This window comes from Bradyrhizobium erythrophlei, assembly GCF_042430365.1.
In the GTDB taxonomy this organism is placed as follows: Bacteria; Pseudomonadota; Alphaproteobacteria; order Rhizobiales; family Xanthobacteraceae; genus Bradyrhizobium; species Bradyrhizobium erythrophlei.
Genome location: NZ_JBHMET010000047.1, coordinates 1 through 13,616 on the forward strand (window position 1 = coordinate 1; position 13,616 = coordinate 13,616).

Sequence of the window (13,616 nt, forward strand, 5' to 3'; positions counted from 1 at the left end):
TAAAAAATTGAATCAGCAAATTCTCGCTACGGCGAGAGGTTTTTCAGCAGACTGCTAGAGATCAGCTTGCAAGAGCGGAAGGAAGTCTCAAGGTGGGAGCCCGCTCAGCCATGCGTTCATACGTTGCGCGCAAATCTCCTGCGCAGGTCGCAATTTCCTGTTCGAAGCGTTGCCGCAATATCCCATCGAGGAAGGCGGTCGCGAGCGACGGGGGCAGTTTCGCCCGGCTCGTGCCGTCGCGGCTCCTGCGTCGATCAAGACGCATCGCTGCGGCGGCGGTGCGGGCACGCGGAATATCGCAGTCAAGCAATGCTGCAAGTTCTTCGTAACTCAACCAGATTTGAGGCACGGTGAACACTCCTGCCGCAGAACGATCGCTTTTCGTCCAAAAATCTGACTTTTTGTTTAAGATCGGTCACAGCAACGATAAGAAACATACCTACAAGGACGGGAGCTGTGTCGTGTAGAAGGGCAGTGGGCTGCTGTCCGGGCGAACGCAGAAAGTCAGCCTGTTTTGTGTTTTTTTTGCTTTTGGGGGTTGAAATGCGCGCGACAAATCCGATTGAACCGGCATGCCTTGAGTCCGCGCTCCTGAAGGCGAACGCAAACGTCTACGATCTCGGCTTGAAACAGGACGAAAGCAGCCGGCTTCGGCGCGTCAGGGACCTCGAGCACGAGAATGCCTTGCTGATGCGCATGGTGTCGGAGACTCAGATCGAGATCGCACGCCTGCGCGAGCTCCTGTCCACAAACTGAAGCTGGCAGCGGCTACCGGTTTCTCGATGGCTGGTGCAAGGCCTCTTGCCGTTCGTTCGCGAACAGCACGCACGCCTGAGCCGTCGTAGCCAACGTGCACAATTTGATCTGTACGACCGGGTTTGCGCCGTGCGCCGACCGGGACTGACGTTTCGCATCCACGAGGGGATCTGCGACTGTCTTCCCGGTGGCAGCGCGTGTTTCCCGCGCCTCGATCGAAGATTCTCCAATGACATCGGGCGCGTGTTTTCGCGATTGCCGTGCGAGCAGCGTCTACTGACTAGGAACCGCACACTGACGCGCGCCGGTCGCGCGGGAGGCGTGCTGGCGCCACGAGGCGCCGTGCAGGTCTTTTGGGCGTGCATCAGCTCGGTGCGAATGAACGGTTATGCGACTTAAGAATTTTCTGGCGATCGCATGCTGTTTGATCTCGTCCTCCTTCCTGGGCGGCTGCGGCTTCATTTCGATGTCTGGACCTGCGAGCGTTGACGTCAAGAATGAGAATACGACCGTGCTGCCCTTTGCGGTCGTCAAGCTCACGCCCGACGTCGTACGCCAGCTGGACAAGTTCGAGCCAAGCGGATTGCCTAGTGCTCTGGCCGATAGTCGTCCGCCGGCAAGCATCCGGTATGGTATCGGCGACATCGTCGGCGTCACGATCTTCGAGGCGGCGGCGGGCGGGCTTTACGTTCCGCTCGAAGCCGGCGTGCGCCCGGGGAACTTCGTAAACCTGCCCGATCAGCCTGTCGACAACGACGGTAACATCACCGTGCCCTATGCCGGCAGGATACGCGCGGCCGGTCGCACCAACGTGCAGATCCAGGAAGACATTCTGCAGCAGATCAAAAAGCGCGCGATCGATCCGCAGGTCGTTGTCACATCGAATCAGCAGCGGTCATCGCTTGTCAGCGTGTTCGGCGAAGTCAGGACGCCGGTACGCTTCCCCATGCCATCGGCCGGCGCGCAGGATCGGATCACCGACGCGATCACTCGCGCTGGCGGAATTAGCGGTACCGGCTGGGAGACCTGGGTTGTGCTGGAGCGCAACGGCAAGCGCGCAACGCTGCCGTTCGGCAATCTGGTCTATTTCCCCGCAAGCAACATCTTCGTGCAGCCCGGGGATCGAATCTATCTCTATCGCGAGCCCATGAAATTCATCGCCTTTGGCGCAACCGGCCAACAGGGCGAGTTTAACTTCGATGCGTGGCGGATCAACCTTACGCAGGCGGTCGCGAAGGCGGGAGGCCTGCTCGATCTGCAGGCCGATCCGGGTTCGGTCTTTCTCTACCGCCGCGAACCGCGAGAGGTGGCGCAGCGGCTCGGGGTCGATTGCTCGAAGTTCGAGGGCGATTCCGTGCCGATCGTCTTCAACGTCAGTTTTCAGGACCCTGCCGGATATTTCGTCGCCACCAAGGTGCAGATGCGTCCCTTTGACGTGATTTATGCCGCCAATGCGCCTCAGGTGGATATCACGAAGGTCCTGAACTTCATTAACACCGCGTTCGTCACGGCTGATAGCGGGGCCACTCTTGTCAACGATATCAAGGTGGTCCGAAGTAAGCTCCAATAGGGCTCTCGCAAGGTTTCCCGGCTCGAAATCGGTCGAACTCGACAAGTGTTACATAGTCGAATGTGGGCGCAGCCAGCTTCATGGAGTTATGATAGTGTGAATCACATATTGACAGGCCACTGGCATTGACCCGCTCGGGGGCCGCCGAGCGGACAGGGCTGGCAAGTGGAGGTTACGGGGCATGAGCAATGATCAGCAGACGTTCAAGCGCGCCCGCAGGGGTGGTCTGATGGCCTGCCTTTTCGCCGTAACTGCGGCCCCGGTCATGGCCCAGACCCCAGGTCCGATCAATCCGCCGGCGCAGCGGCAAGAGGGCACGATCATCGGCGGTCAGGCGAGGACGCCGACATTCGAACGTTGTGTCGACGTGCAGATTGGAAACGAGGGAGCGTTCGGTTGTCTCAATCAAAAGTTCAGGCAGGAGGTGGACAAGGTCAATCCCTCGATCAACCTACCGCCGCTCGACGCTCGGTCGTCCGACGTTCGCGTCGGCAATGTGAACGAGGCGGCCGTTCGCCAGCAATATGGCTCCAACTATGGCCGTTCGGTCATACCCCTCCGGCCGCCTATCCCATCCAATGTGCTGCCGCGTCGCTGATGCTCCATTTCTTGACTTTGCGGGTCAGTGCCCGCGGCGCCGCACATTGGTCGACGCCATCGGTCGCGCTATGCCTGCTGATCCTTCTGAGCGGCACAGTTGCCGCGCAAGAGGATCAGCGGAAACCTCCTATTGAGGCTGACAATTCCGTGTCGTCGGTCGAAGAACCCGATCCGGATGAACCCCGCCCGCTGGCGCTTGAGCCGTTTGCGCCAAGGCGGCTGACGGCGGCCGACATGCCGCCCTCGAACCCGCTTTCTGCTGGTTATGCTGCTCGCACCAGCGCCATGTTTGGTCGCGATTGGCGCGCGGGCCGTGCCGAGTACCGGGCACTGGTCGAGCGCGAAGCGCTGATATTCGGATTGCCGCCGGCTCTGGTCGATGCCGTGATGGCGGTGGAGAGCCGCTACAATTCCGCCGCGGTTGGCATGGATGGCGAAGTTGGATTGATGCAGGTGATGCTGCCGACCGCGCGGATGCTTGGTTTCTCCGGCACGCCGGCGGAACTGGCGGTGCCTGAAGTCAATGTTCATTACGGTACGCGATATCTCGCGGGTGCCTGGCGGCTCGCCGGCGGCGATCTCTGCACCGCCACGATGAAGTATCGCGCCGGGCACGGCGAAACCCGGTTCTCGTTCCTGTCGGTCGATTATTGCGTGCGCGTGCGTGCGCATCTGGCGGCAAATGGTGTGCCTGTCACCGGCTCCGTCCCGCTGCCCACTTTTGGCAGCCCGGCGGGCGGTGGGCGGGCCCGCGGCGGGGCTCTGTCTGCAAGCGCCGCGGTGAATTTCGCAGCGCTGAATACGCGTCTCCGCAGCCTGGCGGAGCGAAAATCGTCGTCCGCTTCACCTTGAGCAGAACGCCGCGCGCCCGAAGCCGGCGCGGCACATCATGCTCGCGATTTACTTTTTGGGGAGCGTCGTCGCCGGGCCGCCTCGACCGGACGGCTGCTTGCTAGCGCGTGGCCGATCGCGCGCCAACACTTCACCGCATCACGAAACGCACTCTCATGTGCAGGACTTCTGGCGCGCCAGTCGATCAGTTGCTCTGCATCCGCAAGCGTCGCCTCGTTCGACTTGAGATGTAAGATCCATGACAGCGCTTCACGGATTAAGGGATCCAAGTGATCGGCTTGATGGCTTCGCTTCGTCACGGTCCAGCGCTTTCCCACAGACGCCGGTCGAGAGCGGACGGCCCCGATCGACATATCTCTGTAGGTAAGACGATGCAGAACGCCGAAAACCGAATTTGCTGCGTGCAGGACGCTTGAGGCGTTCGGCACAGTGTTCGACGGCCTGCTTGAGGTCTGTTTCGACCGTACGGACCGTAACGCCGAGCAGTGCCGCTATCTCGCGATTTGGCATGCCATCGACGCGCGAAAGCACAAGGACACGCCGCCGGCGCTCGGGAAGCTCCGCGATCGCGCGTCTCAGCAGATTGACCTCCGAGCGATCCTCGATCACCCGCGCGGCATCGGGCCGGTCGTCCGGAATCTCGAGCAGGCTGTCCACTTCGTCGGCGGTGAGACGGCGCTTATCGGCGCGGCGGCGGTCGCTGGCGATGTTGAGCGCGATGCGAAACAGGTAGGCCTTCGGGCTGCGCACCGGCCCGATCTCCCTCAGCCCCTCGAGGCGAAGGTAGGTCTCGTTGAGCGCCTCGGAGGCGAGGTCCGGCGAGCCCAGGCGGCGCGTCAAACGTCGATCGAACTCGACATACTCGGCGAGCAGCAAGCTCCGCAAGCTGCTGATGTTGTCGATGGTCATGTTACGCCCCACTGCACCCGGTCTTCAATTTGCCGGGACCGTAGTTAGCCCGGACAACGGTAATGTGACGAACGTGTGGTGAGTAACAGGTTGGCGGTGATAGTAATGTTATGTTGCCTGGAATCATCACGCAAATGGGCGGTGCCTATCATAATTGAGGGAGTATTTTTTCGCTGCGGCCGCTTGCCTGGCGTCTATCGGTTAAGGCCCGACGGACCGGCTCATCCCGGTTGGCTCAGGCTGACTGAAGATGACTGCGGTCGCGATGACACGGCCGCAACGCGAGAACGATGTCGAGGCCCAGGTGAATTCGCGTGGTCTGTATCAGTGGAACGCGCGCCAGGCGCCGCCGCCGTTGCACGGCGCGCGGACTGGGCGCGTCGTTGCGGCGCGCGCGTTGTGGCTGGCCACTTGCATCCTGACAATGTGGACGGTCGACGTGCGACTGGCGGAGGCGAAGTCCGAGGCCGAGGCAACGAAGTCGACCGCGAGCAAGCCTGCCGCTGCTGCGCCTGCCGGCGCCGGCCCGGCCAAGGGCGGCGCGGATCCTGCCAAGCCGGCCGCCCCGGAGGCCCGTTTCGATATAGACGAGTTTCGTGTCGAGGGCGCTGACAGTTTGCCGCAGATCGAGATCGAGGCCGCGGTCTACCCCTTCCTTGGCCCCCATAAGAGTGCGCAGGAGGTCGAGAAAGCACGCGCCGCGGTAGAGAAGGCCTATCACGACAAGGGCCTTCAGACCGTTAGCGTGGCGGTTCCGCAGCAGGATGCGCAACGTGGCTTCATCGTGCTCAAGGTCACCGAGAACCGGGTGGGACGCTTGCGCGTCAAGGGCTCGCGCTACTTCGATCTTGCCAACATCAAGAGCAACGCCCCGTCGTTGAAAGAGGGCACCCTGCCGAATTTCCAGGCGGTGACGAAGGACATTGTTGCGCTCAACCGCTGGTCGGACCGGCGCGTCACGCCGGCACTGCGAGCCGGCGTGACCCCCGGAACGGTCGATGTCGATCTCAATGTCGAGGATACATTTCCGCTTCACGGCAGTGCCGAACTGAACAACAGGCAGAGCCCGAGCACAACGCAGCTGCGATCAAGCGTCTCGTTGCGATACGATAATCTGTGGCAGCTCGGCCATTCGATGACCTGGACCTATCAGGTGGCGCCGCAGAATCCAAAGGACGCGATGGTCGTGTCCGGCTCGTATCTGGCGCGGACAGATATCGACTGGCTCAGTGTCCTTGTCTATGGCCTGAAATCGGACAGCTCGGTCGCGACCGTCGGTGGTGCCAATGTTGTGGGCCCCGGTCAGGTGATCGGCGGACGTGCGGTGCTGACGCTACCGACCAAGGGCGAGCTGTTTCAGACATTGTCGCTTGGCGTCGACTACAAGGATTTCAAGCAGTCGCTCAGGCTCGGCAAGGATGCGTTCGACTCTCCGGTGACTTATGTGCCCCTTGTCGGCACCTACGGCGCGACTTGGCAGGGCGAAGGGCGGCTCACGCAGCTGAACGCCACGATCACTGCCGGCCTGCGCGGCGTCGGCAGCAGTCCGGAGGAGTTCGATGCCAAGCGCTTCAAGGCGACGTCGAGTTTCATCACGCTCCATGCCGACATCTCGCATACTCAGGATTTTGCCGGAGGCTTCCAGCTTTATGCCAAGCTGCAGGGACAGGCAGCCGATCAGCCGCTGGTGTCCAGCGAACAGCTTAGCCTTGGCGGACAGGACACGGTGCGCGGCTATCTCGAATCCGAGGTGCTTGGCGACTATGGCGCAGCCGGCACGTTCGAACTGCGCAGCCCGAACCTGGCGACGTATTTCGAGCAGAAGCTGACCAACCCGACCGGGGATCCGATCAAGTTCAATGCGCTCGACGACTGGCGGTTCTTTGCGTTCGTCGATGGCGGTCACGCCAGAATCCACGAGCCCTTGACTGACCAGCAGTCGCATTTCGATCTCGCGAGCTACGGCGTCGGAATGCGGATGAAGACCCTGCGTTACCTCAACAGCATCGTTTTCGTCGGCGTGCCGCTGACCAGCCAGCAGGTCACGCTCGCCAACCATCCGAGGGTCAGCTTTCGAGTCTGGGGAGAATTCTAGATGTCGCTCCGTCACTTTGGATCGTTTCCTGGAGCCGGCACGAGCAGCCTCGTGATGCTGGCGCTTGTCCTTCTGGCCGCGCTGTGGCCGAGCCCGGCCGCGGCATGGTGGAACGACCAATGGACGCTGCGCAAGAAGATCACGATCGACACGGCGCCCTCGGGCGCGGGCGTGAGCGATCCTATTGGTACAGCGCCTATCCTGGTCCGGCTGCATGTCGGCAATTTCCGTTTCGGTGCAGCCAAGGAAGACGGCGGCGACCTTCGCTTCATTGCCGTTGACGACAAGACGCCGCTCAAGCATCACGTCGAAAAATACGACTCGCTGCTCGGCGAGGCGCTGGTGTGGGTCAGCGTTCCCGATCTGAAGCCAGGTACCAAAAACGACATCTGGCTCTATTACGGAAACCAGAAGGCGCCAACCGCAGTCGACGCGAAGGGCACCTACGATCCTGACACGCTGCTGGTCTATCATTTCGCCGATCGCGGAACGCCGGCGCAGGACGTGTCGGCCTGGGCAAACGGCGCGCAGAATGCTGTGCCGGCGGCGGATGGCGCGATCATCGGGCAGGGCGCGCGGCTCGACGGGCAGACGGCGCTCACATTGCCCGGTTCGCCCTCGCTCGTGGTCGCCGAGGGCGGTGAATGGACCTGGTCACTCTGGGTCAAGATGGCTGCGCCTCAGCCGGGCGCTGTTCTGTTCTCGCGCTCGGAAGGCGCCAACGGGCTGACCGTCGGACTGGACAACGGCGTTCCGTTCGTCGAGGTCGCAAACGCTGGAGGCAAGCAGCGCGCCGCCGGTAGTGCCGCGATCGCCGCCGGTTCATGGCACCATCTCGCCTTTGTGGCCAAGGGCAGCCAGATCACGCTTTATGTGGATGGCAGCCAGGTCTCGACGCTTGCCGCGGGTCTGCCGACTATGACTGGCGCGCCCCAGCTTGGCCGAGCGGCGTCTGCACTACCCGCAGGGGATGCTCCAGCGCCATCCGCACCGGCTGGTACCGACACACAGCCGACCCCGCCTGCCGCCGCATCTGAGGGGCAAGCCGGTTCTGCCGCCGGCTTCGCCGGTGACGTTGACGAGCTGCAGATCGCCAAAGTCGCGCGCCCCGCCGGCTTCATCAAGGTTGCGGCGATCGGGCAGGGACCTGAGCAGGCAAAGCTGATCTCCTTCAGCGTCGATGAGGAAACGTCGGGCTGGTTCAGCGGCGGTTATTTCGGTGTGATCCTGAGGTCGGTGACGCTCGACGGCTGGGTCGTCATCGGCCTGCTGGCGATCATGGCGGTGATCAGCTGGTTCGTGATGGTCGACAGGGTGTCATATTTGAACCGGGCTGCGCGCGGCAACCAGGCCTTCCTCAAGCATTTCCGCGAAACCTCGACCGATATCGGCGGGCTTCTGCAGCTCGATCGACAGGAGAATGACCCGAGTTTTGGCGCCGAGCTCGGAGCCAAGCACCGCAAAGCTGTCCACGCCGCGCCGCTCTACCGGCTGTTCGCCGCCGGCGCGCAGGAAATCAGGAGGCGGTTCTCCGGCAATGGCGGCCTGCGCAGGCTGTCGCCGCAGGCCATCGAGTCGATCCGTGCAGTGCTCGACAGCGGCTTCGTGCAGGAGAGCCAGCGCCTCAACCGGCTGATGGTGATGCTGACGATCGCCATTTCCGGCGGCCCGTTCCTCGGCCTGCTCGGCACGGTCGTCGGTGTCATGATCACCTTCGCGGCAATCGCCGCAAGCGGTGACGTGAACGTCAATGCGATCGCTCCCGGCATCGCGGCCGCGCTCGTTGCGACGGTTGCGGGCCTCGGGGTCGCGATCCCGTCGCTGTTCGCGTACAACTACCTGATCACCCGCATCAAGGACGCGACCAGCGAAATGCAGGTCTTTGTCGATGAGTTCATCACAAGGATCGCGGAGTCCTATGAGCTGCCGGATGAGCCGGTGAAGCAAGCCGCGGAGTGAAGCCGTGCAAGTTCAATCCGACAGCAAGCCGTATGACGACATCAACATCACGCCGATGCTTGATCTCGCCTATGTGCTCCTTGTGATTTTTATCATCATGACCACGGCGACGGTGCAGGGAATGAAGGTCAACCTGCCCAAGGCGAGTGCGGCGCCGAGTCTTGCACAGCAGACGACGAAGGCGATCACCGTCGCCAACGACGGTAAGATCTTCCTCGACACCATTCCGGTGACGTTGGCCGAGCTCGAGCAGCGGCTGGTCCAGCAGCGTGCGCTGACACCGGAGTTTCCGATCGTCGTGCGCGGCGACAGCCAGACTCAGTATCAGAATGTCGTCGATGTGCTGGATCTTCTCGGCCGTCTCAACTTCACCCAGGTCGGAATGGCGACGAAGCCGGCGGCGCGATGAGACGCAAAGATGGCATGGGGCGACGACAACGAGGAGGACAGCGGCCCGCCGGCATGGCGGCGTTATCTGCTGTTGGGAGGGCCCAGTCTCATCCTGATTGGGCTGATGGTTTGGGGCGTCGTCATCCTGATCGGCGGCGACAAGGATCCGCCGCGCAAGGTGAACGAGCTTCAGGTCACCATGATCGTCCCGCCGCCTCCGCCCCCACCGCCGCCGCCTCCGCCGGAGCAACAGCCGGAGCAGCAGCCCGAACAGAAGGTGATGGAGCAAACCCCGATCAAGGACGTCGTCGAGGAGAAGCCGGTCGACATCCCGAAGGACGCTCCGCCGGATGCGGGGCCGGACCCCACGCCGGGACCACCGGACCTCGGGCTGGCCAACGGGCCCGGCGGTGGTGCCGTGCAGGGCAAGGGCGGTGGTGGCGGTGGCGGCGGCAACAGCCGCTTTGGCTGGTACGCGAGCATCGTGCAGTCGCAAATGGAAGCGGCGCTGCAAGCGAACGAGAAAACCCGTTACGCCTCGCTGCAGACCGTGATCCGGGTGTGGCTCGACAATTCCGGGCGCGTCAATCGCGTGCAGCTGTCTCCATCGACCGGAGATGGCGCGCTCGATGCGACTATCCGTGAGCAGGTGCTGGGCGGCATGCGGGTGCGTGAACCACCGCCCAAGGACATGCCGATGCCGATCATCACACGCGTTACGGCCCGGAACCGGGGCTGAGTGCGATGGAGCGAGTGACTGTGAGTGAGTTGAAAGCAGGAAGAGGTGACGTCATGTGGCGTGAAACGAAGAAGCGAGAGCTTGCGACGGCGGCGGCAGTGCTGCTTGCCCTTGCAGCCCCCGCAGCGGCACAGGACGAACCGGCTCAGCCGGCCAAGCGTCCGACCGTTTCGCGCAACGCGGCGCCGTCGTCCAATGCGACGGTCAACCTGATCAACCTGCTCGTGAAGCAGGGGGTGCTCGGCGAGGACCAGGCCGCCGCGTTGATCAAGCAGGCTGATGACGAGGCCTATATCGCCCGGCAGGCCACGCGCGATGCCACCGCAAAGGCGGAAGGCGCCGAGAAAAAGGCAACCAATGCCGCCGACGCGGTGTCGCCGCCCGGCACCAAGCGCGTCACCTACGTGCCCGAGATCGTCAAGAAGCAGTTGCGGGATGAGATCCGCGCGGAAGTCATGGCGAAGGCCGAGAAGGAAAACTGGGCGTCGCCGGGCAAGTATCCGGAATGGGCGCAACGGATCCGGTTCTATGGCGATATCCGCGCGCGGTACGAGGGAGACTTCTTTCCGCGTGGCAACGGCCCGCTGCAGAATTTCAACGCCACAAACACGGGAAATCCGTTTCTTGAGGACAATGCCAACGCGATCAACCCCTATTTTCCGCCGACCTATAACACCAACCAGGATCGTGAGCGCTTTCGTTTTCGCGCCAGGCTTGGCGCAGATGTGGATCTGTTCGAAGGATTCTCCGCGGGCCTGAGGATCGCAACCGGCGAGAACAGTTCTCCGGTATCGACCAATCAGACGTTCGGCGCCAACGGTGGAAACTTCTCGAAGTATGCGCTTTGGCTCGATCGCGCCTTTGTCAAATACCAGCCGGTGCAGGACGTCGTCGGCTCGGTTGGCCGGTTCGACAACCCGTTCTGGTCGCCGACGGACCTCGCCTGGTACAAGGATCTCGGCTTCGATGGCTTCGCAATCCAGGCCAAGCATGAAGTTGCCGAAGGATTTACGCCATTCTTCGTCGGCGGCGCATTTCCGGTGTTCAACACCGATCTGAATGCGGGCCTAAACATCAGCACCCTGTCGGGACCGATCAAATCGCCGAGCCGAGACAAATGGCTGTTCGGTGGGCAAGGCGGCTTCGGCGCGAGATTCGATCCCGAGACCAGCCTGACGATGGCGGTTGCCTACTACGACTTCACCAACGTGCGGGGACAACTCTCCAGTCCATGCCTTGTCGCGACCGCGAGCGACATCTGCGACACGGATCTGCTGCGGCCGCCCTTTGCGCAGAAGGGCAACACCTACATGAGGTTGCGAAACATCCCTACGCTCACTTCGCCCGTCACGACACTGAATTATCAGTATTACGGCCTCGCCAGCGATTTCCGGCCGCTCGTCGCGAGCGCCGAGCTTGATTTCGCACAGTTCAACCCGATCCATATCATCCTGGATGCCGAGTACGTCTGGAACACCGCCTTCAACCGTGCGGCAGTTTCCGCCATTGCGGTCAACAATTTGGGCCCGACCACGACCGGTGCGCCTGGCCCCTTCAATGGCGGCAACCAGGGCTGGCTTGCGCGCCTTACGGTCGGCAACAAGGAGATCAAGCATCTCTGGGATTGGAACGCTCACGTCGGCTACAAGTATCTTGAGTCCGACGCGATGGTGGATGCGTTCGTCGATTCCGACTTCGGACTCGGCGGCACCAATCTCAAGGGCTACTTCATCGGTGGCAACCTCGGCCTCGGCGAGAATGTCTGGGCCTCGGTGCGCTGGATGAGCGCCAACGGTATCGCCGGCCTGCCTTACGCAGTCGATGTCGTCCAGCTTGATCTCAATGCGAGGTTCTGATGATGCGGCGGTTGCGTCTCTCATGCCTCATTGGATTGGCGCTGGTGGCCCCATCTGCCGCCCGCGCGGACCAGGAAAGCGATCGCCTGCGCGAGGCGCTGCGCTCCGCCACCGCGCAGTCGCGCGCGCTCGAGGATCAGCGCGCTGCGCTACAGGCCAAGTTAACGGCGACCGAGCAGGAGCGCGACCGCCTGCGCAAGCAGAATGAAGCCTACCGCGCCCAGGTGAAGGAAGCGGAGCAGGCCTATCGCCAGGCGGTTAAGGACTTCAACGAGCGTATCGCCGAGCGTGACGACTCGCTTGAGAAGTGGAAGAGCGCATATGGCGAGGCAGCCAGCGTGGCGCGCTCGAAGGATGCCGAGCGCGCCAAATTCGAGGGCGAGGCGACGTCCCTCAAAGCGAGCAACAAGGCTTGCGAGGCCAAGAACGTGCGACTGGTGAAGATCGCCGACGACGTTGTTACCCAATATGAAGCGATGAGTCCGTTCGAGAAGATTCTCGACCATGATCCCGTGTTCGGTCTGAAGCGGGTCGAGCATCAGAATGCCGCCCAGGACTTCCGCGACAAGATCCTCGAACAGAAGGCCAAGCCATGATCAATAGCGCGTTCAAGACCGCGATGCTCGCCGGTGCGCTGTGCGCCGCGACGTCGTCTGTGGCGCCGGCGCAAACACGCAATCCGCCCCAAGCGGCGCCTGCGCGCGCGGCGTCGCAAACGGCTGCGCCAGCCCGCCCGGCGGCAACAGCTCAGTCAGCGCTGCCGGTCGAGGAAAATGCCTCGGTGAAGGGGGGCGAGGTCATCGCCCGGGTTGGCGATAGCGACGTCACGGCCGAAGAGGTCCGCGCAACAATCCTGCTGCTGGACGCCCGGCAGCAGGCCGCCATGGCGCGAGATCCGGCCTTGCTCAGCCAGGCCGTGCGGGCGATCCTTGCCAATCGCCTGGTGCTCAAGGAAGCGATGGCCAAGAAGTGGGATCAGCAAACTCCGGTCGTGGCGCAGCTTGCGCGTGCGCGCGACAGTCTTATTGTCGAAAGCTATCTGCAATCGGTCACGGCTCCGCCGGAGAATTATCCGGGTGATGCCGACATCAAGGGCGTCTACGAGGCGAACGCCAGCGCGTTTCTCGTTCCTCGGCGTTTCCGTCTTGCGCAGATCGTCGTCAACCTGGCGAAGGACGCGGACAAGGCCGCGGAAGACGCCGCGCGGAAAAAGCTTGATGACGTCGTGAAGAAGATCAAGCAGCCGGGGGCTGAGTTCGGTCCGATTGCCCGCAGCTCGTCCGACGATGCGACGACCGCGGAGCGGGACGGGGAGATTGGCTGGGTGGCCGAGCCGGATTTGCGGGGCGAAATTCGCGGCCAGGTCACCGGCTTGCCAAAGTCGGGCATCACCGATCCGATACGGCTCGAGGACGGCTGGCACGTCCTCAAGCTGCTGGACACCGAGGCGTCGCATACGCGGCCGCTTTCGGAAGTACGGGATGCCCTCGTGCAGCGCATGAGAGCCGAGCGCGTCGAAGCCAATCGCCGTGCCTATGTGGCGGAGCTACTCAAGCAGACGCCGCCCGTGGTCAATGAAATAGCGCTCTCCAAATTGCTTGCGCCGAAATCGGACACTGCGCCGTCGCGTTGATGGCGAGGCTCGCGCGGAGATTTGTGTCAGTCCGGTGACAACACCGGGCTGGCGCCTCCACGTGGGCATCACATTGGTTAATGATTGGTAAAAGTATCATAATTATGGTACAATCCATGTGATATCGGAACCGGGAGACCGACTTGGGGTGCGCCGTGACCGATCTGACGAACGCGAATGAACCGACCTCGACCTTTGCTAGGCGGGATCGACATTCAGGATTCCCGAACTGGATGATGTCTGATTCATAGAGCACC

The 13,616-nt window shown here is 62.4% G+C and carries 14 protein-coding genes; 11 read left to right on the plus strand and 3 right to left on the minus strand.

The genetic code is table 11. The features are described 5' to 3' along the window. Nucleotides 1-61: 61 nt before the first annotated feature. Nucleotides 62-349 (minus strand): hypothetical protein, encoded by a 288-nt coding sequence (locus ACFFWD_RS07235; RefSeq protein WP_376962909.1) that lies wholly within the window; start codon nt 347-349, stop codon nt 62-64. Between the two features lie 194 nt (nt 350-543). On the opposite strand from ACFFWD_RS07235, the gene ACFFWD_RS07240 reads away from it, so the two are divergent. The 4 genes from ACFFWD_RS07240 (at nt 544) to ACFFWD_RS07255 (ending at nt 3,778) form a co-directional block, all read left to right on the plus strand. Continuing rightward, nucleotides 544-756 carry a hypothetical protein gene (locus ACFFWD_RS07240; protein ID WP_376962911.1) on the plus strand — a complete coding sequence of 71 codons (213 nt, stop codon included), beginning with the start codon at nt 544-546 and terminating at the stop codon, nt 754-756. Between the two features lie 511 nt (nt 757-1,267). Continuing rightward, a complete protein-coding gene (locus ACFFWD_RS07245; protein WP_376962913.1) occupies nt 1,268-2,326 on the plus strand; it encodes a polysaccharide biosynthesis/export family protein in 1,059 nt (352 codons plus the stop codon). A 181-nt stretch (nt 2,327-2,507) separates the two neighbouring features. Further along, complete coding sequence (locus ACFFWD_RS07250; protein ID WP_376962915.1) at nt 2,508-2,924, plus strand: hypothetical protein; 417 nt, start codon at nt 2,508-2,510, stop codon at nt 2,922-2,924. 149 nt (nt 2,925-3,073) lie between these two features. Continuing rightward, nucleotides 3,074-3,778, plus strand: coding sequence for a lytic transglycosylase domain-containing protein (locus ACFFWD_RS07255; RefSeq protein WP_376962917.1), 705 nt, complete (start codon nt 3,074-3,076; stop codon nt 3,776-3,778). Between the two features lie 35 nt (nt 3,779-3,813). Here the strand turns inward: ACFFWD_RS07255 and ACFFWD_RS07260 are convergent, their stop codons facing one another. Together ACFFWD_RS07260 and ACFFWD_RS07265 are read right to left on the minus strand one after the other, a co-directional pair. Then, nucleotides 3,814-4,131, minus strand: a complete 318-nt coding sequence (locus ACFFWD_RS07260) for a FecR/PupR family sigma factor regulator (RefSeq protein ID WP_376962919.1) — start codon at nt 4,129-4,131, stop codon at nt 3,814-3,816. Further along, on the minus strand, nt 4,028-4,687 hold the full coding sequence (locus ACFFWD_RS07265; protein ID WP_376962921.1) for an RNA polymerase sigma factor: 660 nt from the start codon (nt 4,685-4,687) through the stop codon (nt 4,028-4,030). Before ACFFWD_RS07265 ends, ACFFWD_RS07260 begins: the two co-directional genes overlap by 104 nt. Before the next feature lie 250 nt (nt 4,688-4,937). On the opposite strand from ACFFWD_RS07265, the gene ACFFWD_RS07270 reads away from it, so the two are divergent. From ACFFWD_RS07270 to ACFFWD_RS07300, 7 genes are read left to right on the plus strand one after another with little or no spacing between them, the layout of a single operon-like run. Then, complete coding sequence (locus ACFFWD_RS07270; protein WP_376962923.1) at nt 4,938-6,782, plus strand: ShlB/FhaC/HecB family hemolysin secretion/activation protein; 1,845 nt, start codon at nt 4,938-4,940, stop codon at nt 6,780-6,782. Beyond that, entirely contained in the window at nt 6,783-8,741 is a 1,959-nt protein-coding gene (locus ACFFWD_RS07275; protein WP_376962925.1) for a DUF2341 domain-containing protein, read from the plus strand. A gap of 4 nt (nt 8,742-8,745) precedes the next feature. After that, entirely contained in the window at nt 8,746-9,150 is a 405-nt protein-coding gene (locus ACFFWD_RS07280) for an ExbD/TolR family protein (protein ID WP_376962927.1), read from the plus strand. 9 nt (nt 9,151-9,159) lie between these two features. Further along, nucleotides 9,160-9,870, plus strand: coding sequence for a TonB C-terminal domain-containing protein (locus tag ACFFWD_RS07285; protein ID WP_376962929.1), 711 nt, complete (start codon nt 9,160-9,162; stop codon nt 9,868-9,870). A gap of 53 nt (nt 9,871-9,923) precedes the next feature. Continuing rightward, entirely contained in the window at nt 9,924-11,726 is a 1,803-nt protein-coding gene (locus tag ACFFWD_RS07290) for a putative porin (protein ID WP_376962931.1), read from the plus strand. A 2-nt stretch (nt 11,727-11,728) separates the two neighbouring features. Further along, the gene (locus ACFFWD_RS07295; protein WP_376962935.1) at nt 11,729-12,322 is read left to right on the plus strand and encodes a hypothetical protein; all 594 of its coding nucleotides are present in this window, start codon (nt 11,729-11,731) and stop codon (nt 12,320-12,322) included. A 23-nt stretch (nt 12,323-12,345) separates the two neighbouring features. Beyond that, a complete protein-coding gene (locus ACFFWD_RS07300) occupies nt 12,346-13,359 on the plus strand; it encodes a peptidylprolyl isomerase (RefSeq protein ID WP_376962933.1) in 1,014 nt (337 codons plus the stop codon). The last annotated feature ends 257 nt before the right edge of the window (nt 13,360-13,616 follow it).